We start from the raw sequence: 21165 nt of genomic DNA on the forward strand, positions 1-21165 counted from the left end.
ATCCGATGGTAATTTATAGAAAGCGACAACAAAGTGAATAGAGAACAAGGCAGATGACCAGTTCAGGTCGGATCGGCTGCGCTGCGGGAGGCATTTTTAACAAAGGACCTTAAAGCAACAAACAACAAGAATGAAGGAGGCAATCATGGATGGCTAAGCTTGTCATCTTATTTGAAGAACCTACGGATCGGGATGGCTTTGAGGAGTATTACATGAACACCCATCTGCCGCTCAGCCGGCATGTGCCTTATGTAAGCAAAACGTCCGTCCATCAGGTGGTACAGATCGGGCAACTGCCTGAGTTTTACGGAATCCCTTACAAGATTGCAGAGCTTGAATTTGAAAGTGTCGAATTGCTGCAGCAGGCGTTGGCGAGCCCGGAATGGCAGAACGTACTGGCAGATGCCGTTCATCTGTTTGCTTTTCTGCCCAAGCCGCCGCTTGTCGTTGTCGTTGATTCTTGCCCATAGAAATTCAGGAGGATGAAAGTTAATGCATTATACGATTATTACAGGAACATCGCGTGGAATCGGGGAATCCATGGCCCGGCTGCTGCTGGAACAAGGTCAATGCGTGCTGGGGATAGCAAGGACATTCCATCCTTCGCTTGACGAGGAGTATCCGAAACATTATCACGGCTTCGAAGCCGATCTGACCGACAGTGAAAAACTGGAGCCGCTGATGGAGCGGATCTTCGGGCACATTTCAATCGCTGAAGCGGGAAGTATCCATCTGGTGAACAATGCGGCGGCGCTGCTCCCGCTTCGAGAAATTTCCTTGTGCGAACCGCAAGAGATTGCAAATCATGTCAAGGTAAATTTAATTGCGCCGATGATAATGACTTCCCTTTTCGCAAGACTTACCAAGCCGTACAAAGGCGACAAACGGATTCTGAATATCTCTTCCGCATCGGCCAATATTTTGCTTCCGGATATGAGCTGCTACAGCACAACCAAGGCCGGGCTGGATGTGTTCTCCAAATGCGCGGGTCTGGAGCAGCAGAAACAGGAGGACCCCGTCCGTATCGCATCCGTCTGGCCCGGCATGATTGAGACCCGGATGCAGGAAGAGCTGAGAAACCAGCAGAAAGAAGGTTTTTCGAGCGCCGACATATTCTTGCAGGCCAGGGATAAAGGGATGCTGATGAATCCAATGGATACAGCGAAAAAGCTGGTGGAATTGCTGCAGGGAGACAGCTTCCCACAGGGGCAGGTCGTGGAAAATCTGGATCCTTTGTAACAGGCTAATACGATTATTATACGAAGGTATAATATCCAATCAAAGTAATAAATGGTATTTTATTTCATGTAAATCAAACCCGGCAGTGCTAACTTACATGGTTACGTACTTCCCTGGTAATGAGGAGGTACGCACGAAAGGGGGTGATACAAGTGGAACAACTGACGAATGTAATCGATCATCTGTCTGATGAGGAATTAGCCGAAATCGCAGGCGGAATGAGATGTCAGGACTGCAGCATGACTCAATGCGGATCTGATTTTACCGGCAATGCCGTTTGTCATGGTTAATTGGATTAGTTAGCCGTCTGGCGACTTTGCCGGAAGATGGGTAGCGGGGACGTTTTTTTGACGAAAATGGCGAGCTTCCCTGGTAATGAGGAGGTACGCATGAAAGGGGGTGATACAAGTGGAACAACTGACGAATGTAATCGATCATCTGTCTGATGAGGAATTGGCCGAAATCGCAGGCGGAATGAGATGTCAGGACTGCAGCATGACTAAACAATGCGGAACTGATTTTACTGGAGATTGCGCGTGGAACAACTGACGAATGTAATCGATCATCTGTCTGATGAGGAATTAGCCGAAATCGCAGGCGGAATGAGATGCCAGGACTGCAGCATGACTAAACAATGCGGAACTGATTTTACTGGAGATTGCGCGTGGTCCTTCTAACAATATTAAAACGTAAAGAAGGCAGGGGGAAACCCCTGTCTGTCTTTTCAAATTGGTCATTAAAGGGAGAATTGGCATGATGATTAAAGATTGCAATATCATAAATGCCGCTTATCTGCATGAACGGGAGATCCAGGATACAAATGAGGGAATAGCAGCTGCCTCCGAGAATACAGAGCGGTGGCGCAAGCGTACAGGGCTTGTGTCGGACGATCTGTTCACGCTCCGATTGAATAAAGAGAATCTGAATGAAGCGGAATTTGCCGCCATTCTTGATCATACAAAGTATTTTACGCTCAAGCAGCAGCCCAAATGGGCTGCAACCCTTCAGGCCATTTTGAATGGGAAAGAGGTACAGGACGATGAGGCGGCAAGCTTGCCCATCCTTCCGTTCTCTTCTTTTATACAGCCATTCCTCTTATGGATGAGACGGACGCTGCTCGACCGGTTTCAGCAATGGGAAATGCAGGGTCAATCCGTTCCGGTCAACCGCAGCGCATTGTTGGAGGATGTAGTCTCGTCGCTCAGCCAGACCCTCACGCGGGTTGCGGACAGAACCCTCATTGCGGAGCTGCATCTTGCCAAACAAGCCCATGAGCTGAAGGGAAAGTCGCCCGAGGAGCGTTTTCAATATTTTGTTGCACATCGCTTAAGCGCTTATCCCGATATTCTTGTCATCCTTCATAAATACCCTGTGTTAGGGCGGCTGCTGACCGAGCTGACCGAGAAACATACGGCGCATATTATTGAATTGCTGGAACGTTTCCAGAAGGATAAAGAGGAGCTCGAACGGCTCTGGCAGAAGGATTTCTCATGGATTGTCGGGTGCAAACGATCCGGAGATACGCATCAAGGGGGAAAAAGCGTCACTATCCTGCATTTCGCTTCCGGCTCCCGTTTGCTGTACAAACCAAGATCGCTGGACCTCGATAAGAAATTCCAGGAGCTACTGCAATGGGTGAATCGGCATGGAGCGCAGCCTCGGCTGCCAGTGATGAAAGTGGTAAATAAACATGATTATGGATGGTCGGAATATATTCATCACCAGCCATGCAGCACAGACGATCAAATCAACCGTTTCTACCAGCGTCATGGTCAATATTTAGCATTATTGTATCTGCTGCAGGGAGCGGATTTTCATCATGAAAATGTCATTGCCTCGGGTGAATTTCCTTATCTCGTGGATCTGGAACTTTTATTTCACCGATACAGCGCTTCGCTAGAAAGCAGCGTCAATTCGGATACAGCGGTGCAGAAAGCATCGGATTGGATGGTGGAATCCGTATTGAGAACCGGCCTTCTTCCTTCCTACCGCTTGCGTTTCGGCTCTTTTGAGGGACTGGAGACAAGCGGGATCGGAGCTTATTCCGGCCAGCTGTTCAAGACGGCGACCATACAGTACCAGAATCCGGGAACCGATGAGATGCGGCTGGTTAGGGTCGAAAATGCGAATTTTCAAACCGGGAATAACCGCCCCATTCTGGAGGGAACCGAAGCCAAAGCAGAAGCGTACACCGGGGATATAATCGCTGGTTTTAACCATATGTACTATCTGTTAACCGCTCATCAGGAAAGTATGGGTTCACCCGACGGACCCATAGCCAATTTTGCGTTCTGCCCGGTAAGAGTTTTGCTGCGCAACACGGATGTGTATGGGCAAATGCTGCAGGCTTCGCTCCAACCGGGTCATTTGGCCAACGGCCTGGCGAGAGTCGAATTATTTGATTTTATGTGGAGGATCGTGGAAACGGTACCTGTCTTAGCCGCAGCAGTCCATTCCGAATGTGCCGATTTGCTGGAGCATGATATTCCTTATTTTTCATCTACCGTGAATTCGCGGGATGTATGGGACAGTAGAGGCAATAGAATCAGCGGCTTTTTCCCCAATGACGGCTTGTCGGTTTCCATGGATAGGATCAGGCGGCTGGGGGAAGAGGACAGGAAGAGGCAGGTCGCTATCATCCGCTCCTCCATGCTTACCTTGTTAAGAAGCTGGGAGAATCCTTCTTTTCATAGTCCAGCAGCTTCGGATGAGATTGCCGTATGCCGCCGCGATTCATTTAAAGCGGGAGCCATAGAAATTGCCGACCGGCTGGCGGCTTCGTCAATTTGGGGAGGCCATCGTGATTCCGTAACCTGGATTGGAACGGGCAGAGATTCATCCGGCATGCTGCGTTACGCGCCTATGGATTCGGGTATCTACAACGGGACGCTTGGTATGGCTCTTTTTTACGCTTATATGGCACAGGAAACAGGCGCGTTTCACTATCGTACATTGGCAGAAGGGGCGGTTCAGACAAGTTTGGAATTTCTGAGATTCCCCGGCGCAGTAGCGGGCGGCTCCGTATTTTACGGCCTGGCTTCCTACCTGTATGCTTTCTCGCATCTGGCGCCTCTCATGGGGGATCCATCCCTGCTGGAAACGGCTGTTCAACTATTACCTCGCTTCGACCGGCTTATCGAGGAAGACAAAAAGCTTGATTTGATGTCGGGCAGTGCCGGCATCCTGCTTGGGTGCCTGCGATTGCATGAACGAACCGGCGAGCCGGAGGCCCTGGCTGTCGCCAGGAAGTGCGCCGACCATCTGCTGACACATCAAGTTGCAGCAGCAACCGGAATCGGGTGGAGAACAAGTCTGACGAACCATCGGATGCTTGCCGGATTCTCGCATGGCGCGTCCGGTTATGCCGCTGCTTTGGCGCAGCTTGCCGCAGCGACAGGGGATGAGCGTTACATGGATGCAGCAGCAGGAGCAATCCGCTACGAACGCAGCTTATTTGACAAGCCGGAAGGAAACTGGAGGGATCTGCGTGCCGATGAGCCTTTGGCGGCGAATCCCGTCTATTGGTGCCACGGGGCACCGGGAGTTCTGTTGAGCCGGCTCCTGGTGAATCCCTATTGCCGCGATGCACAGTTCCATGATGAGATCCAGATTGCCCTTCAGACCACATTAAAACGTTGGCGGGGAACAAGCAACTGCCTCTGTCATGGGGATATGGGGAATCTCGATGTCCTGCTCGTCTGTGCGAAAGCCATGAATGATGCGAGCCTCTATGAACAGGTCTATCATCGGGCATCGCAGTCTCTTGATTATGCACGCAAGCACGGATGGCAATGCGATGTTCCAGCTCAGGCCGACGCGCCCGGGTTCATGGTGGGACTTGCGGGAATCGGCTACGCGCTGCTGCGTCTGTCCAATCCCGAACTGCCTTCCATTCTCGCCCTGCAGCAGGCCGAAGCGTCAGTTGCTACAGGAAGTGTCAGAAGATGAGAAAACGGAGACGAGTCCCGTTCATTGAACAGATGGAGCATTCGGAATGTGGGATCTGCTGCCTGGCGATGATTCTGGATTATTATTATTGTTATGTTCCCCTGCTTGAGCTGCGCGAGAAGGGCGGTGCGGGAAGGGACGGGGTAAATCTTCTTTCCCTGCGCAATATTGCCCGCGGTTATGGTCTTGAAGCTTATGGTCAAAGGACCGGAGTGGATGAACGGTCCAAGCTTGCCGAACCGTGCATTCTCCACTGGGAGAACAATCATTTCGTCGTGCTGGAACGACTGACGGGCAGCAGAGCCATTATTGTGGATCCGGCAATCGGCAGGCGCAGCGTTCCGCTAACGGAGTTCAAGGAAAAATACAGCGGTGTGCTTCTGGTGCTTCGTCCGACGGAGAAGCTGGCTAACCGCAAAAAAAGACCGCTGTGGATCGATTACATGAAGCTCCTCAGAGAGCATACCCCGATCGTGACCAAAATCATCGTCTGGTCCTTGTGGATCCAGATGCTTGCGCTTGTCGCACCCATTTCCATCCGGTTTCTGATCGATGAGGTGATTGTCCCCCGGGAAACCGGAATTCTGACTGCGATCGGGATCGGCTTTGCCAGCCTGTCCGTCATTCATGTTGCTTTTCTGCTTCTGCGCAGCAGGACGCTTGTCACCCTGCAAAATCATCTGGACTGGAATTTAATGAGCACTTTTTTTCATCGCATGCTGAGCCTGCCTTACAAGTTTTTTCAGCTGCGTTCCACCGGGGATCTGATTGTCAGGGCGAACAGCAATATGATGCTCCGGGATATCCTATCGACCCGAACCGTAACCGCGCTGCTTGACGGTGGAATGGTCGTGCTTTTTCTGCTGTTTATGCTGGACCGCTCTCCCTCATTAACGGGATGGGTTGTTCTGGCAGGCCTGATCCAAGTCATCATACTCCTTGTGACGAGGGGGAAAATCAAGCAGCTTGCACAGGAACAAATTTTAAAGCAGACGCTCGCATCCAATTCGTTTGTGGAAACGATCCGGGGCATTACGGATGTCAAAGCGGGCGGCATGGAGAAGCTTGCTTATGCCAGGTGGGAACAGCTTTATCAGGAGCAGCTGGCGAGCGTGCGGAAGAGGGGAATTCTGGAAGCGAATGTGGAAAGCCTTGTCGGTGGATTGCGGTTCGCGGCGCCTCTCGTTCTCCTGTGGATCGGGACGAAGCTGGTTATTTCCTATCAAATGACGCTTGGCGAGCTGTTCGCCTTCTTCACGCTGGCAGCAGCGTTCCTTACCCCGCTTACGACGCTTGTCACGACATTGAATCAAATGATAGTCATGGGCGCCTATCTGAACCGCATTCTGGATATTCATGAATCCAAAGCCGAGCAGGATGACAGCGAAGTTCAGAAGCCGCCGGCTCTGAGGGGCAAGGTGGAGCTGCGCAATGTCAGTTTCGGTTATCATGCCGAGAGCCCCGAGGTTATCCGGAAGGTATCGGTTACGATTCATCCCGGTCAAAAAATAGCGATCGTAGGAGCATCCGGCAGCGGCAAAAGCACATTGGCAGGGCTGTTGCTGGGGCTTTATCTGCCTACGGAGGGCGAGGTTTTTTTCGATGACCGGAACCTGACCCTGCTGGATAAACCTGCGCTGCGCAGTCAGATTGGCGTCGTCATGCAAAATACGTTTATTTTCAACCGTTCCATTGCCGAAAATATCGCCATTCATGATCCGCTGCTGATGATGAAGCAGATCGTGGAGGTTGCCAAAATGGCAGGCATTCATGATGAGATTTTGCAAATGCCTTTAAACTATCAGACGCTTATTTCCGAAGGGGGAACGAATCTGTCGGGCGGGCAGAGACAGCGGATCGCGCTGGCCAGAGCTCTCACCAGAAATCCCGCCATTATCCTGCTGGATGAAGCGACAAGTGCGCTGGATACGTTGACCGAAAGAACCATCGAGCAGAATCTTTCCCGGCTGCAGTGTACACGAATTGTTATTGCGCACCGCCACAGCACCATAGTTAATGCCGATCTGATCCTGGTGCTGGAAGGCGGGAGCATCAAGGAGGCGGGCAGCCATCAGGAGCTTCTGGCAGGTGAAGGCTATTATGCTGCATTATACAAACAATTGCAGCCTACCTAGGAGGAGGTTAAAGAAATGCGGAAAGTTGTGATCAAGCTGCTTTTTGTTCTCGCCGCTCTCATTCCATTAGCCGGCGTATATGTTCTGAATAACGCTTCGCTGGTCACGGAATGGTTTACGGATACAGGTGGAATCAAGCAGGGGGAGATGATTCCCTTGGTTTCCGGAGAAGAGGTCAATGGCGGGCAGGTGGATATGAAGCAATACAAAGGAAAGAAATTCATTGCCATGATTGCCAAAATCGATTGTGAATCCTGCAAAAGCTCCTATCCCACCATCAAGAAGTGGAATGAATTATATCCGGACATTCCGCTTGTAATGGTGGGGGTGGGAGGAAAAGAAGAATACAGTCGGGTCAAGCATGAGCTGCAGTTTCCGTTTCCGATCCTCTCGGCCGATCAGTCGATGCAGAATCAATTCCTGATGAAAATCACGCCTGTCTTCTATGCCGTGGATGAAGAGGGCAGGGTAATAGAGCGGATGAACGGGTACCGGGTGAGGGACTTCAAAACATTCATGGAAAAGGCAGAAAGGATATGACCCGCCAGCGGAATACCCTCATCATCAGCATGGCAGCGGCGGGGATGCTGGTCTCTTTGTATTTATTCTGGTCGAAAATCACCAGCCAGTTTTATTGTCCGATTGGCGATTGCAGTGTCGTGAACAACAGCAGGTATGCCTATATCGGGCCATTCCCGGTTTCCTTGATGGGGATCTCCTATTATTGTATCCTCATCCTGCTGATGGCCGCATCCCGAAGAGGAGAGTATGCTTTAAAACCCGTAATTCTGAGACTGTATATTTGGGCAGGCTTCGGCTATTCGACTTATTTAACCGGAGTTGAAGCGTTTGTGCTAAGAACGGTCTGCATATGGTGTGTCATTTCCTATGTTCTGATGATCGGCATTACCGTTGTTTCAAGTTTGAAACGTCCTTTATTTTTTTCATTTACGGAGCATGAAGCCAACCGCTGATTGAACGAATGGTTTCACTTCTGCCGAAGCGAAGACCACACGAGCAGCTTTCGCCGTCCATTGGAGGGTGAAAGCTGTTTTGTGGTTTGGAGCACTTCTTGGCTGTTACATCAGTAATACTCGGTGAACCGTATCACAAGTGAGGCGAAAGGTCTGCAGAATAAGTGCAGGAAGGTGCTAGGGTACAAGGAGTTTTGTTAAAGTAAATTGAAGTGGCGAAAAGCTAAAATTGACGATAAAATGAATCATATGAAGTAGTAGGATGGGGCGGGCGATCCATTTTGTTGAAATATACGGGTGGAACTCATTTAAATGTGAGTATAAATCGATGAATATGACCATTTTAGCCACAAAACTGTTTATCCCCGTGCCACGGACTAAAGTTGTCAAAAGGCCGCGCCTGATCGATCGGCTAAACGAGGGTCTGGACCGCAAGCTGACCCTCATCTCTGCCTCTGCCGGCTTTGGCAAAACTACGCTGGTCAGCGAATGGGTCTCTGGTTGCGATCGACCTGTCGCATGGTTGTCGCTGGACGAAGGGGATATCGACTCTGCGCGCTTACTGTCTCACCTTGTCGCAGCTCTGCAGACGATTGAGGATAATATTGGAGGTGGCACGGTTACTGCACTCAAATCCCCGAATCCGCTATCAATCGAATCGATTCTAACGATCTTGCTGAATGAAATCTCAGCTCTCCCATACAAATTCGTCCTCGTCCTGGACGACTGCCATGTTATTGATGCCGAATGGATCGACGATGCTCTCAACTTCCTACTCGAGCATCTCCCTCCACAAATGCACCTTGTCATCGCCACACGCGAAAATCCGCAGCTTCCCCTGGGCCGATTACGCGCCCGGGGCCACTTGACTGAGCTGCGCGACACCGACCTGCGTTTTACTCCCGGCGAAGCGGCCGCATTCCTCGACCAGGTCATGGGTCTGAGTCTTACGGCCGACGAAATTATGGCGATAGAAACCCGTACCGAAGGCTGGATCGCTGGGCTTCAGCTGGCGGCGCTCTCGATGCAGGGGTGCAAGGATATCCCTACGTTCATTCAGGAATTTGCCGGAGACAATCGGTACATTATGGACTATTTGGTCGAAGAGGTCCTTCAGCGCCAGTCCGACCCGACCCGGAACTTTTTGCTTCAGACCTCCATTCTCGACCGGTTGCATGGACCGTTATGTGATGCCATCACCGGCCAGTTGGATGGCATCGCGCGGCTCCAATCCCTGGAGCGAGGCAACTTCTTTGTCGTCGCGCTGGATGACAGGCGCCAATGGTATCGTTATCATCACCTCTTCGCTGAGGTTCTCTCTGCCCATTTAAGGTCGGATCAGCCCGATCAGGTGGCTGCATTACATCAGCGCGCAAGCATCTGGTTCGAGCAGCATGGCTTGGCGGACGATGCGATCCGGCACACGCTGGCCGCCAATGATTTCGAGCGGGCGGCAGACTTGATCGAGCTGGCAATACCAGCCTTGCGCAGGAGCAGACAAGAGGCCGCGATGTTGAAATGGCTGAAGGCGCTCCCCGACGAGCTGATCCGTTGCAGACCTGTGCTCAGCGTCTGGTATGCAGGGGCGCTGCTGGCCGGAGGCAAATTAGATGCCGTTGAGGTCCGACTGCGAGACGCCGAGCAATGGCTGGAGACAGTGGCAGATCCGGGTGAACGACAGCAAGGCCGTCCGGTCAAGATGGTCGTTGTGGACGAAGAGGAATTTCTCCGTCTCCCGGGTTTGATCACCGTGTATCGGGCCGGACTAGCCTTGGTTCTCGGTGATGTGCCCGCCGCCATGAATTACGCGCGGCGAGCGCTCGACCTCGTGTCCGAGGATGACCATCTTCCGCGCGGAGCGGCGACTGCGCTCCTGGGACTCGTATTATGGAGGAACGGGGATCTCGAGGAGGCGCGTCGGATGTTTGCCGGTGGCATAGCCAGCGTACAGCGGGCTGGGGCTATCTCCGACGCGATCAATGGCTCCATCGCTTTGGCCGAAATACGGATCGCACAAGGCCGACTCCGCGAGGCGATGCACATCTGTGAGCGGGGATTGCAGCTTGCGGCGGATCATGGCGAGCCTGATCTGCGGGGGACGGCAGACATTTACGTAGGAATGAGCGAACTCTGCAGCGAGCATGACGATCTGGAAGCTGCCACACGGAACCTGTTAAGAAGCAAGGAGCAGGGTGAGCACACTGGGTTCCCGCAATACCGGTATCGCTGGCGAGTCGCAATGGCTCGAATACGAGAGGCCGAAGGGGATTTGAACGACGCGCACGATCTTCTCTGCGAGGCGGAGTCCCTGTACGTGGACGATTTCTTCCTAAATGTACGTCCTATAGCGGCGTTGAAGGCGCGGGTGCGGGTTAAACAGGGGAGGTTAAGTGAAGCCCTCGATTGGGCACGGGAGCAGGGCCTGTCCGCCAAGGACGATCTTTGCTACCTGCGCGAATTCGAGCACATCATCCTGGCAAGGGTGATTCTAGCCCAATATAGAAGTGACCGTGCGGATCGAACCGTACTTGAGGCGATCGGTCTCCTGGAGCGCCTCCTTCAAGCAGCCGAAGAAGGAGGAAGGACGGGAAGCGCGATCGAAATTCTGGTGTTGCAGGCAATTGCTCGCCAAATGCAAGGCGACATCCCTGCAGCGCTTTTGCTTCTGGAACGAGCCTTAACGCTTGCCGAGCCGGAAGACTACGTCCGAATCTTTGCGGACGAAGGCCGGCCAATGGAGGTCCTGCTGGAAGCGGCTGCGAAAGAGGGGATAACCCCGAACTATGTCGGGCGCCTCCTGACGGCATTTGGGAAAGAAGAGGGCAGAATGCTTGCCAAACCGGTTATTCGCGAACCACTGAGCGAACCGCTAAGCGGACGAGAGCGCGACGTGCTTCGACTGCTCGGAACCGACTTGAGCGGCCCGGATATGGCCCGCGAACTCAGGGTGTCCCTGAACACCTTACGGACCCATACCAAGAACATTTACGAGAAGCTTAAGGTAAATAACCGTCGGGCAGCCGTCCGCCGCGCTGAGGAACTCGATCTATTAAAGTGAGCTTGAATAATTCATCCCCCACGCCCTGGCAAAATTGTCGGGGTTTTTTTCATTTTCAGCAAGTCCTTTGTTGAAAAAATCACCACGTCAATCACCACATGTGGTGATGCGGTCTCACCCTATGTACGTGTATTTTTGATTATGCAAGGAACACATTTATTCCTTTGCGTTATGTGTTTGCCAACTACGTGAAGAAGCAAGGAAGTCGGAGGCGATAGTTAAGAAACGACGTGGAGATGCTTCCGCGGGAGGAACATGAAGGAGGTAAAAAATGAGTGAAACAACACACGGTTCCAGAGAGGAATATCACAATCCCGATCTGTATGAAATTCGACTCAAGGGTTACCTTGATGACCGGTGGACTTATTGGTTCGAGGGGCTAAGCCTCACCCACGAAAGCGACGGAACTACCATCCTCACTGTTCAAGTGGTCGATCAGCCCGCATTGCACGGCGTGCTTAGGAAAGTTCGCGATCTCGGCTTACCTTTGGTCTCGGTCCTCCAGCTTGATCCCAATCAGGCGAATGGTCCGAATGACAACAAGAACAAAGATCCTAATCATTCGAAAAAAAAGGAGACAAACATATGACAACGAATCAACCTACCGCAGTTCTAAAGGGGAGCGAGCACATACAAACCAATCGGCGAGCCGCTATTACAGCTCCGAATCTTATCCGTTTCGCAGGTATAGCCGCTATGCTGGCAGGGATCCTGTTTATTGTCGTTCAGTTGATCCATCCTGCCGATATTCTTTCGTCAGTCAACACCGGTCGATGGGCCATTGTTCACTACTTGGGCGTCGCCATGTGCTTTCTAGGCATGCTCGGCGTAACGGGGATCTACGCTAGGCAAGTGGAGAAGGCCGGTTGGCTCGGTTTGGCCGGTTATCTCCTGATGAGCAACTTCTATGCGCTCACATTGGCTTTTCAATTCATCGAAGCCTTTGTCTCGCCACCGCTCGCTGCCGAATCGCCAATCTTTGTCGAGGGCATGTTGGGAATTCCAAGCGGCAATGTCGGCGATATCAATGTCGGATACCTCGAAACGATCTATTCGGTAACAGGGGGCTTGTATCTGCTCGGCGGTCTGCTGTTCGGCATCGCTACGCTCCGTGCAGGTATTCTGTCGCGCTGGGCTGCCGGTCTGCTTGCCATCGGGACCCTTCTGCCCCTCCCGCTGTCTTCGCTGATCCATCACCCGTACGATCGGATACTGGCGGTGCCGGTAGGGTTGGGTCTGGCTTGGTTGGGGTACTCGGTCTGGTCAAAACGGCGTGAGAAAGCCTGATATGAGAATAAAAGAACGCTCGGCCAGGCGGCTTGTCGCCGCATTGCTCTTACTGAGCGTCATTCCGCTCGCCGCCGGAGTCTTCCGACTTGCTTCGCTAGCCGGCGGCGCGGAAATAACGCCGGCCAACGCACGGTTCTTTGAGGCGCCTCTGCCGGTGGTGCTGCATATCCTAAGCACCAGCGTGTATGCCATCCTTGGCGCATTCCAGTTCGCACCCGGTTTGCGGCGGCACAAGCCGGGCTGGCACCGCGCGGTCGGGCGCCTCCTGGTTCTATGCGGCCTGCTGGCAGGACTTACTGGGCTGTGGATGACCCTGTTTTATCCCATCCCGTACGGCGGCAAGTTGCTGTTTTCATTGCGGCTCCTATTTGGGTCGTCCATGGTCGTGTCCATCCTGCTCGGCTTTACCGCGATCCTGCGGGGGGACGTGACGCGGCACTTTGCCTGGATGACGCGCGGCTATGCGATTGGGCTAGGCGCGGGCACGCAAGTGCTGACCGAGATGGCTGGGACGTTAATCATCGGCCCTCCGGGCGATTTAAGTAAGGCGCTGTTCATGGGTGCGGGCTGGGTCATCAACCTCGCCGTGGTTGAATGGGCCATCCGCAGAGGTCGCGCCCGTAACAACTCGAAGATACAAAAAGATAAAAGGAAAAATGCATTACACCCGCACGGAACTGGGACCTTAGAAAGGTAGGGTAAGGATGAAAGCAATCGTATACGAGCGGTATGGGCCACCGGATGTCTTGCAGCTGCGGGAGGTCGCCAAGCCGGTAACACAAGACGACGAGATCTTGATTAAGGTTTATGCGGCAACTGCCGCAGCGGGGGATTGGCGATTACGTAAGGCAGATCCTTTCCTGGCAAGGCTGTTCAACGGTTTATGGAGACCGAAACGAATCAAGATTCTTGGATTCGAATTAGCGGGTGTAGTCGAATCGACGGGCAGAAGCGTTACTCGATTCAAGCCAGGAGATGCCGTATATGCCGCCTGTGGTGCCAGTTTCGGTGCGTATGCCGAATACAAATGCCTGCCGGAGACGGGAAGTGTCGCACCGATGCCGGTGAACATGACGTTCGAGGAGGCGGCCGCGGTTCCGGTCGGCGCCTGTACGGCCTTGCATTTTCTCCGAAAGGGCAACATCCGGCGCGGCAGCAGAGTGCTCGTCTATGGCGCTTCAGGCAGCGTCGGGACATATGCGGTGCAGCTGGCCAAGCATTTCGGCGCGGAAGTGACCGGAGTATGCAGCACATCGAATGTGGAGTTGGTAAGATCGCTCGGTGCCGACCGTATCATCGATTATAAGAAAGAACGGTTCTCGGATGGCGGTTCCGCTTACGATATTATTTTCGATACGGTTGGGAAGAGTCCATTCAAGGTTTGCATCAAGCTTCTGACACCTGACGGGTTCTACTTGCAAGCGGTCCAAGTAAGCCCATTGCTAATCGTTCGAGGTTTATGGATCAACTTGACGAGCGGCAAGAAGGTGATTGGCGAAACAATGAAGGAAAGCGCCGAAGACTTGACTTATTTGAAGGAACTGATCGAGGCCGGCACGTTGCGTGCGGTCGTTGACCGCCGTTATTCGTTGGAGCAAGCAGCGGAAGCACACCGCTACGTGGAGCAGGGCCATAAAAAAGGCAACGTGGTTTTAAGCGTTCGGCAGAATATTATAGATGATTTCTAAGTCGCCAAGCTTCCACGATATAAATAAGATTTAACGAAGGGCATTACGAAGGGCACCCTACTGTCGGGTGCCTTTCGATTTCGCTCTATAGATGATACGGTGAACCGTATCACAAATAAGGGCAAGTTTTATTAAAAAGCACACCGTGGAATGGAGTGAAGAGTATGATGCAAGAGGAACGTAATTGGGCGGGGAATTACAGATACGGCGCCGCGGAGTTGTTCGAGCCTGGGCGAATGGAGCAGCTCCAGGAATGGGTGGCGAAACGCCATAAAATCAGAGCTCTTGGTTCACGCCACTCGTTCAACAACATTGCCGATACGCTGGGAAGCCTGGTTTCACTGAAGAAGATGAATCAAGTATTGGAGCTTGACCATTCCCGCGGGACCGTCACAGTGGAAGGTGGCATTCGGTACGGAGAGTTGGCCAGTTATTTGCATGCAAACAAATATGCGCTGCATAATTTGGCCACCCTTCCACACATTACAATCGCTGGCGGTTGTGCAACGCGCACGTGGTTCGGGGGACCGGATTGGTAATCTCGCTACCGCCGTACGCTCCGTTGAGATTGTTACTTCAAGTGGGGAAACGGTCGTTTATACACGTGGTGAACAGCTGGAAGCGGACGGAGCCATCGTCGATCTCGGAGCGCTAGGTGTCGTGTCGAAGCTGAGACTAGTTTCGGGTGACAAGAACATTATCTCATTAGAAGCCGCGTAAATCGCGGCTTCATGTTTTTATGGGATATAGTTCTTGTCAAAACTCAATGACAAGAATTTTATCCCATTCCCGAAATTGACAAGAACATTATCCCATTCCCCACAGATCTCCATAAACGAAATTGGATGGGGTTTAATAAATTGCGTCCCTAGCCAGTTGATTGAACTACCCTGAAAATCAAAATGCACGGAGCAGCTAAAATGGCAATACGAAACAAAGCGCGGCTCGTGTGTTTTTTAAAAAGCTGCGCCCTCATTATAGAGCGCCTGTTTGTCTTAAATAGTTGAAGGCAGAGCAGGAGCATCAGAAGAACCGGCCTAGGCGAGTTGCACGGGAAGATGGCGTACATTTGAAGGCCAAGGAAGGAGATCGGTAATCCTTTATCCAGAAGTACCGGGAGTGGAAGGCTGGTCATATAAAGGCAACCGAAGCCATGCAGAAAATAAAAGTAATCCCTATCGGTGCGTCAGAAGCCAGGTTCCCGCAGCTGCCATTCGCGACGATAAGCCATAGGGCCTTTTCCTTCGGCTTTACGGAACGCCCGACTGAACTGACTTTGACCGTCGTAACCGACGCGCGCCGAAATTTCGCCGATCGGAAGTGACGTTCGGATCAGCAGTTCCTTGGCATGCTGAATGCGGTAATGGCGTAAATATTCCGCCGGAGGCAAGCCGAGAGCCCGCCTGAACAAATAGTTGAAATGACTCGGGCTCAAATAAACGTGCGCCGCCAAATCGTCCAAGCGAATCATCTCGTGTACATGCTCGCGGATATAGACGCAGGCCCGTAATACACGTTGGTCCAGCGTGCGTGTATGCTCGGGAATATGACTTTGCAGTAGCGCTAACACTTTAGCGAACCAGCCGTACAGCGCCTCCTGTAATTTAAGCAGCAGAATCGACGTCGCGGGATCGGGCAGCAAATCGGACACCGCTACTCCTTCTCGGATCGGAATCGATTCGCCTAACCGTTCGAATCGGTCCAGCAGTTGTCTCCATTCGCATGCAAGCGCCTCCAACTCGCATCGTTCCATATCGGACGTAATGGCGGGAAGCGGGTATACTTCATGCAGGCCAAACGGCCCGATCTTCGCTTCGCATCCGAGCGACATGTAATGGAATAGCCCGCCGGCAGTGGCGGGCACTAGTCTATACGGAATGCCGGGCGTAAAGACGACGATATCGCCCTTGGCCACCCGGTACCGTTTCTCGGCGATCTCAATTTCCCGCGAGCCGTCCAGCACCAGCCAAAAGACGGGGAAGGGGTTGATAACTGGGCCGAACGTGAAATCGCGGGGCTTAAGCATATTCCGAACCCACCGGATGTGCAGTTGAAATTTCAAACCTTCCGCGTTCGAATCCAGTTCGAACATAGTGGACGTACCCTCCGTTTTGTCTGCTCCATAATCGTCGAAACGGTTTAAAAGAACGTCAGCCGGGTCATGCCCAGACTGTGCAGACCGTGTTAGTCTCATTATAGCACCCTAGACGATGACTCGATACAAGAATCAAACACACATGTTCACGAAGGGGGAATGGAAGAAGATGAGCTTGCGATTTCGAAGGGCAATACCCGTTCTTCTCCTGGCGGCCTTTGGAGCCGCAGGTTGCGGGACGGCCAAGCCGGCAGACGACGGCGGCAAAAGTGTAGGGGAAGCGAACGGGAAGGAACGGGAGCCGAGAACGGTTACGGTCAGCAGTCCGTTAAATTGGGTTGAAGAACCGTTCCAGAAAGCGATTGAAGAAGTAATCAAAAAACAGCATCCGTACATTTCCGTAAACTGGGTCATGGAGGATAAGGACAATACGCTGGACAAACAGATTACGGCGGGGAAAGTCCCCGATATCGTATTGGTTAGCTTGGACAGAATTCCGCTTTTGACTGACCTGAAGCTGGATTACAATATGGAGCCGCTCATCAAACAGTCTCAGATGAACCTCGGTTTATTCGAGCCGAGTGGACTCGAAATGATCAAAAACGCGTATGGCAAGCCGGAGCAAATTGCACTTCCATACACGCTCGGTTTTCAGCGATGTACTATAACAAGGACATTTTCGATAAATTCGGCGTCGCATACCCGAAAGACGGGATGACCTGGGAGGAAGCGCGGGAGCTGGCTGTTAAGGTGTCCCGAACGGATGGAGGAGTTCAGTACCGGGCGATCGGATTCAATGGTGACCCAACACAATTTTTGGCGCCGCATCTCTCGCTGCCTTACATGGACGCCAAGACGGGTAAAGCCGTCGTAAGCACCGATTCTTGGAAAAAAGTGCTCGATACGGCAAAGCGACTATTCGACGTCCCCGGTTCTGAACTCGCCGTGTTTAAAGCGGGAAATTCTGCTTTTGTGAAAGATAAAACGCTGGCGATGTACGTCGCGAACAACGAAATCCGCAACTTTAGCGGCGATCTGAACTGGGATATGGTTACGGTTCCGTCATTCGACGAACGGCCGGCGACCGCAAGGTCGTCCCTCGGTATCAGCGTCGCCATTACGTCCCAGAGCAAACATAAGGAAGAGGCGTTTCGAGTTGTCGAAGCGTTCTTGTCCGAGAAGGCTCAGTTGGAGATGGTTCGAAACGGCCGCCCGTCCTCGCTCAAGTCGGATCTGTTGAAGCAGGAGTATGGCAAGAGCTTGCCCGGATCCCAAAATAAAAACTTGCTATCGATTTTTAAGCATAAGCCTGCGCCTTCGGCGTATCAGAACCAATACGACCCGATTGTCAAATCGGCGATCATGAAAGTGTTCGACGCCGTGATGGACGGGAGCAAAGATGCGAACACTGGTCTAAGGGAAGCCGAAGAGACTGCCAATCAGGCGATCGCCGCAGTAACGGCAAAATGAGTGTTTACATCCAGAGAACATGTACTTCAGCATGAAATCACAGGGAGTGGATCGCATGAATGCAATGAAATCTGGAGCAAAACCGAATATCGTCTTCATCCTCGCAGACGACCATGGCGCTTGGGCGTTAGGCAGCGCAGGCAACGACGAAATCCAGACGCCTCATCTGGACCGGTTGGCGCAAGCAGGCACGCGGTTCTCCAACTTTTTCTGCGCCTCGCCAGTATGCTCACCTGCGCGTGCAACGATATTGACCGGGCGAATTCCGTCCCAGCACGGCGTTCACGACTGGATTCGTTCGGGTAACATCGACCGGGGGAAGCTAGACGAGAACGTATCCAGAGACGGAGTTTTCCGGGATGAGGGCAGTGCTGCTGATTATATGCATGGATTGACGACGTATACGGAGCTTCTAGCAGCCCACGGATACAACTGCGCGTTAAGCGGAAAATGGCATCTTGGAAACAGCACTATGCCGCAGAAAGGGTTCGATAAATGGTTTACGATCGCGAGGGGCGGCTGCTCGTACATGAGGCCGGACATTGTCAGGAACGGTCAGGTTCAAATAGCGGACCGCTATATTACCGATTTGATTACAGAGCATGCGCTTCAATATTTAGAGGAACTAAGCGCAGAGGAAGCTCCGTTTTATTTGGCCGTTCATTACACGGCTCCCCATTCGCCGTGGGAACGATCGGAGCATCCCGAACGGTACGTAAAGCTATACGACGACTGCCCGTTTCACGCTACCCCCGAATTACCGCCGCATCCGGATCAATCGCCGACATGTCCGACGGGGCAGGGCGAGCAGCGTAAAGAGCTGTTGAGGGGTTATTATGCCTCTATAACGGCGATGGATGCGGGAATCGGCGAGTTGATCGGGAAGCTCACGCAACTCGGTTTGCGCGATAATACGCTTGTCGTTTACTTGGGCGATAACGGGATGAATATGGGGCATCACGGCATTTGGGGCAAAGGCAACGGCACGTTCCCGCTTAATATGTACGACACGTCCGTCAAAGTTCCGGCTATCTTTAGTCATCCCGGCATAATCCCTTCCGGCAGGGTAAGCGATGATATGCTCAGTCAATATGATCTGTTTCCGACTCTATTGGAATATGCGGGCTTGGCGCTTCCGGTCGAGGAAGGTTTACCGGGGCAAAGCTTCGCACTGTTGTTAAAAGGAGAAGGGGACGGTGCGCAGCGCAAAGTCGTCGTCTTCGACGAATACGGACCTGTTCGAATGATTCGTTCGAAAGATTGGAAGTACGTTCACCGATATCCGTATGGACCACACGAGCTGTATGATCTGCGCAACGATCCCGGCGAAACCGTGAACCGTATCGGCGATTCGTTATACAAGGAGGTGATTACCGCCCTGCGTTCCGAAATGTCCGAATGGTTCCGACGTTTTGTCGTTCCTGAGCGCGACGGGGTTTACGCCCCGGTTATGGGGGTTGGGCAAATGCAGCCGTACGATCGCGGCAATGCCGTGGACGGTATGTTCAAGCCGCTTATCAAACCGGGTTCGACGATTCCATGAAATAGCCGAGCCACGGGAATATGATGGTTAAAATCAGTATTACCGATCAATGGGAACGAAAAGGGCTGCTTCAGCTGTCGGGTGACAAGAACATTATCTCAATAATGGCCGCGTAGATCGCGGCTTTTTGCGTTATGGGATAAAGTTCTTGTCAAATTTCATTGAAAAGAACTTTATCCCATTCCTGCTGTATGTTTGCACGGCTGTCGCCTTTTATCACTTTAACCCACTACTTCTCACAAAAGTTTTATTTTTGTACATGTGTCTATAAAACGGCATGAGCCCTTGTACCATGTGGTTTTGTCAGAAACCGCCTTAGTTGTGGTATCTACCTGGGGCGGCTGGGGGATCCGCCTGAAACCGGGAAAGCAAGCTGCACAATGTTGCCGGCGACGGCGGCGTAGCAGCGCGGGTAAACTTGGCAAATGGCCGGCGCACTATGTTTTCTTCCACGGACCCGGATGCCGTCTGCCGCACTTTGCTACACATTTTGGCGGCGGCTTAATGATTATTAGTGAGGCTGTTGCCGAACACGAACATCTGGTTATGTTATACTTATCCTAAGAGGTGATGATCATGAAGAATCCGCCTATGAGTCTTGATGAAGCTGCTCGTCGTTATGCTGATGGTCATTATGTTATGCAAACAATGCCAGGCCCAAGTCCAGAACGTGATAAGAGAGTCACTGAGGCGCTTGCTCAATTGAAGCAGAGTCGTCCTGTTACCAAAGCTCGCCAATAAGGCGGGCTTTTTTTAACGCTTCAGAATCAATTTCGCTACAGCGATAAAGCCCTAATGTCGTTCGGAATCGTGCCGCTGCTCGGCATCCCGCTTCCTTTCGTTAGACGTATGCCTTAGCAGGGCACGTACGGTTCGATAAGGGGGGAGCCACGAGAGTGGTTCCCCTACTTTATTCGCCGATAGACCCGTTAAGGTGAACCGTATCACAAATAATGGTAAAATTGGCCTGGTGTTTTCCTCCTTCCTAAAGACGACAGGCTTCTTGAGACTCTTTTGAAAGTAATTATTTGATACGTGAGCGTATCCGTGGGATTGATGATACGCTCTTGGATTTTGACGACAAATACAAAGCCGAATGGTTCGCCCTCCTTTTCCTTGAACAGTTATCACATCCTTTCACTTTTGAGTGCATGTATTATTAGCAATAAAGGTGTTAAACTGGTGATAAGTGTAATACCTGTAAGGGTGATAAATCGTGATTTGTAGAATCAAAATAGACAGGATGGGATCATTTGGTTAACGATGAATTGAAAAATGAATTGCCTTCAAACTACGATCAATTAAAAACGTCTGCGAATCGCATGTCTAATTGGAGAGTACGTTTAGATGCAGTGGAAGAGTTAGGTCTGTGGAAAAACAAAAAAACCATCAATGTACTGATGCATATAATGAATAATGATGCCGTGTACAAAGTTCAAGAGGCTGCTTTCCATAAACTCAAAGAATTTGGCGAAGATATTCAACTGCCGCCAAGGAAAAAGGAGACCTGATTAAAGGAACGACTAAAATCTTGGTAAGAATTAAGAAAAGCTTGCCAGCAGGTCATTCCTTTGAAGAGTTTAAAGAGAAAATAAAAAAGATGAGACTCGATGTGTATGATACCTACGAAGGTGATAAAGGCGCTGACTTTGATAACTGGCTTGAAAATGAGTGGTCTTCGATATCGACAAGATAGGCTAGGATCCATAACACAGATTAAGGGGT

19 protein-coding genes and 1 pseudogene are annotated in these 21165 nt (G+C 51.8%); 19 read left to right on the forward strand and 1 reads right to left on the reverse strand.

Annotated features, from left to right (window positions below; genetic code table 11):
* Positions 1 to 149 precede the first annotated feature (149 nt).
* From D7M11_RS34165 to D7M11_RS34220, 14 genes are all read left to right on the forward strand, one after another.
* Positions 150 to 470, forward strand: coding sequence for an EthD family reductase (locus tag D7M11_RS34165; protein WP_120751756.1), 321 nt, complete (start codon positions 150 to 152; stop codon positions 468 to 470).
* 22 nt (positions 471 to 492) lie between these two features.
* Positions 493 to 1239, forward strand: coding sequence for an SDR family NAD(P)-dependent oxidoreductase (locus tag D7M11_RS34170; RefSeq protein WP_120751757.1), 747 nt, complete (start codon positions 493 to 495; stop codon positions 1237 to 1239).
* Between the two features lie 152 nt (positions 1240 to 1391).
* Positions 1392 to 1529, forward strand: a complete 138-nt coding sequence (locus D7M11_RS36630; protein ID WP_158606986.1) for a hypothetical protein — start codon at positions 1392 to 1394, stop codon at positions 1527 to 1529.
* A gap of 118 nt (positions 1530 to 1647) precedes the next feature.
* A complete protein-coding gene (locus tag D7M11_RS36635) occupies positions 1648 to 1788 on the forward strand; it encodes a hypothetical protein (protein ID WP_158606987.1) in 141 nt (46 codons plus the stop codon).
* Positions 1789 to 1992: 204 nt separating this feature from the next.
* A complete protein-coding gene (locus D7M11_RS34175; protein WP_120751758.1) occupies positions 1993 to 5187 on the forward strand; it encodes a type 2 lanthipeptide synthetase LanM family protein in 3195 nt (1064 codons plus the stop codon).
* A complete protein-coding gene (locus D7M11_RS34180; RefSeq protein ID WP_158606988.1) occupies positions 5184 to 7322 on the forward strand; it encodes a peptidase domain-containing ABC transporter in 2139 nt (712 codons plus the stop codon). The genes D7M11_RS34175 and D7M11_RS34180 overlap by 4 nt, the downstream gene beginning before the upstream one ends.
* Before the next feature lie 15 nt (positions 7323 to 7337).
* Complete coding sequence (locus tag D7M11_RS34185) at positions 7338 to 7862, forward strand: TlpA family protein disulfide reductase (RefSeq protein ID WP_120751760.1); 525 nt, start codon at positions 7338 to 7340, stop codon at positions 7860 to 7862.
* Positions 7859 to 8296, forward strand: coding sequence for a vitamin K epoxide reductase family protein (locus D7M11_RS34190; protein ID WP_120751761.1), 438 nt, complete (start codon positions 7859 to 7861; stop codon positions 8294 to 8296). The genes D7M11_RS34185 and D7M11_RS34190 overlap by 4 nt, the downstream gene beginning before the upstream one ends.
* 262 nt (positions 8297 to 8558) lie before the next feature.
* Complete coding sequence (locus D7M11_RS34195) at positions 8559 to 11354, forward strand: winged helix-turn-helix domain-containing protein (protein ID WP_205127154.1); 2796 nt, start codon at positions 8559 to 8561, stop codon at positions 11352 to 11354.
* 271 nt (positions 11355 to 11625) lie between these two features.
* Positions 11626 to 11943 (forward strand): hypothetical protein, encoded by a 318-nt coding sequence (locus tag D7M11_RS34200; RefSeq protein ID WP_205127155.1) that lies wholly within the window; start codon positions 11626 to 11628, stop codon positions 11941 to 11943.
* Positions 11940 to 12641: a hypothetical protein gene (locus tag D7M11_RS34205; protein ID WP_240041430.1), complete on the forward strand. Its 702-nt coding sequence runs from the start codon at positions 11940 to 11942 to the stop codon at positions 12639 to 12641. The genes D7M11_RS34200 and D7M11_RS34205 overlap by 4 nt, the downstream gene beginning before the upstream one ends.
* A 1-nt stretch (position 12642) precedes the next feature.
* Complete coding sequence (locus D7M11_RS34210) at positions 12643 to 13341, forward strand: DUF2306 domain-containing protein (RefSeq protein ID WP_120751762.1); 699 nt, start codon at positions 12643 to 12645, stop codon at positions 13339 to 13341.
* A gap of 7 nt (positions 13342 to 13348) precedes the next feature.
* Complete coding sequence (locus D7M11_RS34215; RefSeq protein ID WP_120751763.1) at positions 13349 to 14332, forward strand: NAD(P)-dependent alcohol dehydrogenase; 984 nt, start codon at positions 13349 to 13351, stop codon at positions 14330 to 14332.
* Between the two features lie 164 nt (positions 14333 to 14496).
* Complete coding sequence (locus D7M11_RS34220; RefSeq protein ID WP_120751764.1) at positions 14497 to 14871, forward strand: FAD-binding protein; 375 nt, start codon at positions 14497 to 14499, stop codon at positions 14869 to 14871.
* A gap of 647 nt (positions 14872 to 15518) precedes the next feature.
* On the opposite strand, the gene D7M11_RS34225 is transcribed toward D7M11_RS34220, so the two are convergent.
* The gene (locus D7M11_RS34225; protein ID WP_158606989.1) at positions 15519 to 16424 is read right to left on the reverse strand and encodes an AraC family transcriptional regulator; all 906 of its coding nucleotides are present in this window, start codon (positions 16422 to 16424) and stop codon (positions 15519 to 15521) included.
* 172 nt (positions 16425 to 16596) lie between these two features.
* Here D7M11_RS34225 and D7M11_RS34230 point away from each other — a divergent pair, with 172 nt between their 5' ends.
* The 5 genes and pseudogenes from D7M11_RS34230 (at position 16597) to D7M11_RS34250 (ending at position 21136) form a co-directional block, all read left to right on the forward strand.
* Complete coding sequence (locus D7M11_RS34230) at positions 16597 to 17145, forward strand: hypothetical protein (protein ID WP_120751766.1); 549 nt, start codon at positions 16597 to 16599, stop codon at positions 17143 to 17145.
* Complete coding sequence (locus tag D7M11_RS34235) at positions 17085 to 17897, forward strand: extracellular solute-binding protein (protein WP_120751767.1); 813 nt, start codon at positions 17085 to 17087, stop codon at positions 17895 to 17897. The genes D7M11_RS34230 and D7M11_RS34235 overlap by 61 nt, the downstream gene beginning before the upstream one ends.
* Positions 17898 to 17952: 55 nt before the next feature.
* A complete protein-coding gene (locus tag D7M11_RS34240; RefSeq protein WP_205127156.1) occupies positions 17953 to 19440 on the forward strand; it encodes a sulfatase family protein in 1488 nt (495 codons plus the stop codon).
* A 576-nt stretch (positions 19441 to 20016) separates the two neighbouring features.
* Positions 20017 to 20181, forward strand: a complete 165-nt coding sequence (locus D7M11_RS36640; protein ID WP_158606990.1) for a hypothetical protein — start codon at positions 20017 to 20019, stop codon at positions 20179 to 20181.
* Between the two features lie 512 nt (positions 20182 to 20693).
* A pseudogene (locus D7M11_RS34250) lies at positions 20694 to 21136 on the forward strand (HEAT repeat domain-containing protein).
* Positions 21137 to 21165: the final 29 nt, after the last annotated feature.

It is taken from the genome of Paenibacillus ginsengarvi, assembly GCF_003626695.1.
Lineage (GTDB): Bacteria > Bacillota > Bacilli > Paenibacillales > NBRC-103111 > Paenibacillus_AB > Paenibacillus_AB ginsengarvi.

What these genes read in the sequence shown, in the direction of transcription:
- D7M11_RS34165 (WP_120751756.1), top strand. Translation starts at nt 150, where the DNA reads ATGGCTAAGCTTGTCATCTTATTTGAAGAACCTACGGATCGGGATGGC.
- D7M11_RS34170 (WP_120751757.1), top strand. Translation starts at nt 493, where the DNA reads ATGCATTATACGATTATTACAGGAACATCGCGTGGAATCGGGGAATCC.
- D7M11_RS34175 (WP_120751758.1), top strand. Translation starts at nt 1,993, where the DNA reads ATGATGATTAAAGATTGCAATATCATAAATGCCGCTTATCTGCATGAA.
- D7M11_RS34180 (WP_158606988.1), top strand. Translation starts at nt 5,184, where the DNA reads ATGAGAAAACGGAGACGAGTCCCGTTCATTGAACAGATGGAGCATTCG.
- D7M11_RS34185 (WP_120751760.1), top strand. Translation starts at nt 7,338, where the DNA reads ATGCGGAAAGTTGTGATCAAGCTGCTTTTTGTTCTCGCCGCTCTCATT.
- D7M11_RS34190 (WP_120751761.1), top strand. Translation starts at nt 7,859, where the DNA reads ATGACCCGCCAGCGGAATACCCTCATCATCAGCATGGCAGCGGCGGGG.
- D7M11_RS34195 (WP_205127154.1), top strand. Translation starts at nt 8,559, where the DNA reads ATGGGGCGGGCGATCCATTTTGTTGAAATATACGGGTGGAACTCATTT.
- D7M11_RS34200 (WP_205127155.1), top strand. Translation starts at nt 11,626, where the DNA reads ATGAGTGAAACAACACACGGTTCCAGAGAGGAATATCACAATCCCGAT.
- D7M11_RS34205 (WP_240041430.1), top strand. Translation starts at nt 11,940, where the DNA reads ATGACAACGAATCAACCTACCGCAGTTCTAAAGGGGAGCGAGCACATA.
- D7M11_RS34210 (WP_120751762.1), top strand. Translation starts at nt 12,643, where the DNA reads ATGAGAATAAAAGAACGCTCGGCCAGGCGGCTTGTCGCCGCATTGCTC.
- D7M11_RS34215 (WP_120751763.1), top strand. Translation starts at nt 13,349, where the DNA reads ATGAAAGCAATCGTATACGAGCGGTATGGGCCACCGGATGTCTTGCAG.
- D7M11_RS34220 (WP_120751764.1), top strand. Translation starts at nt 14,497, where the DNA reads ATGATGCAAGAGGAACGTAATTGGGCGGGGAATTACAGATACGGCGCC.
- D7M11_RS34225 (WP_158606989.1), bottom strand. Translation starts at nt 16,424, where the DNA reads ATGTTCGAACTGGATTCGAACGCGGAAGGTTTGAAATTTCAACTGCAC.
- D7M11_RS34230 (WP_120751766.1), top strand. Translation starts at nt 16,597, where the DNA reads ATGAGCTTGCGATTTCGAAGGGCAATACCCGTTCTTCTCCTGGCGGCC.
- D7M11_RS34235 (WP_120751767.1), top strand. Translation starts at nt 17,085, where the DNA reads ATGTACTATAACAAGGACATTTTCGATAAATTCGGCGTCGCATACCCG.
- D7M11_RS34240 (WP_205127156.1), top strand. Translation starts at nt 17,953, where the DNA reads ATGAATGCAATGAAATCTGGAGCAAAACCGAATATCGTCTTCATCCTC.
- D7M11_RS36640 (WP_158606990.1), top strand. Translation starts at nt 20,017, where the DNA reads ATGAAGAATCCGCCTATGAGTCTTGATGAAGCTGCTCGTCGTTATGCT.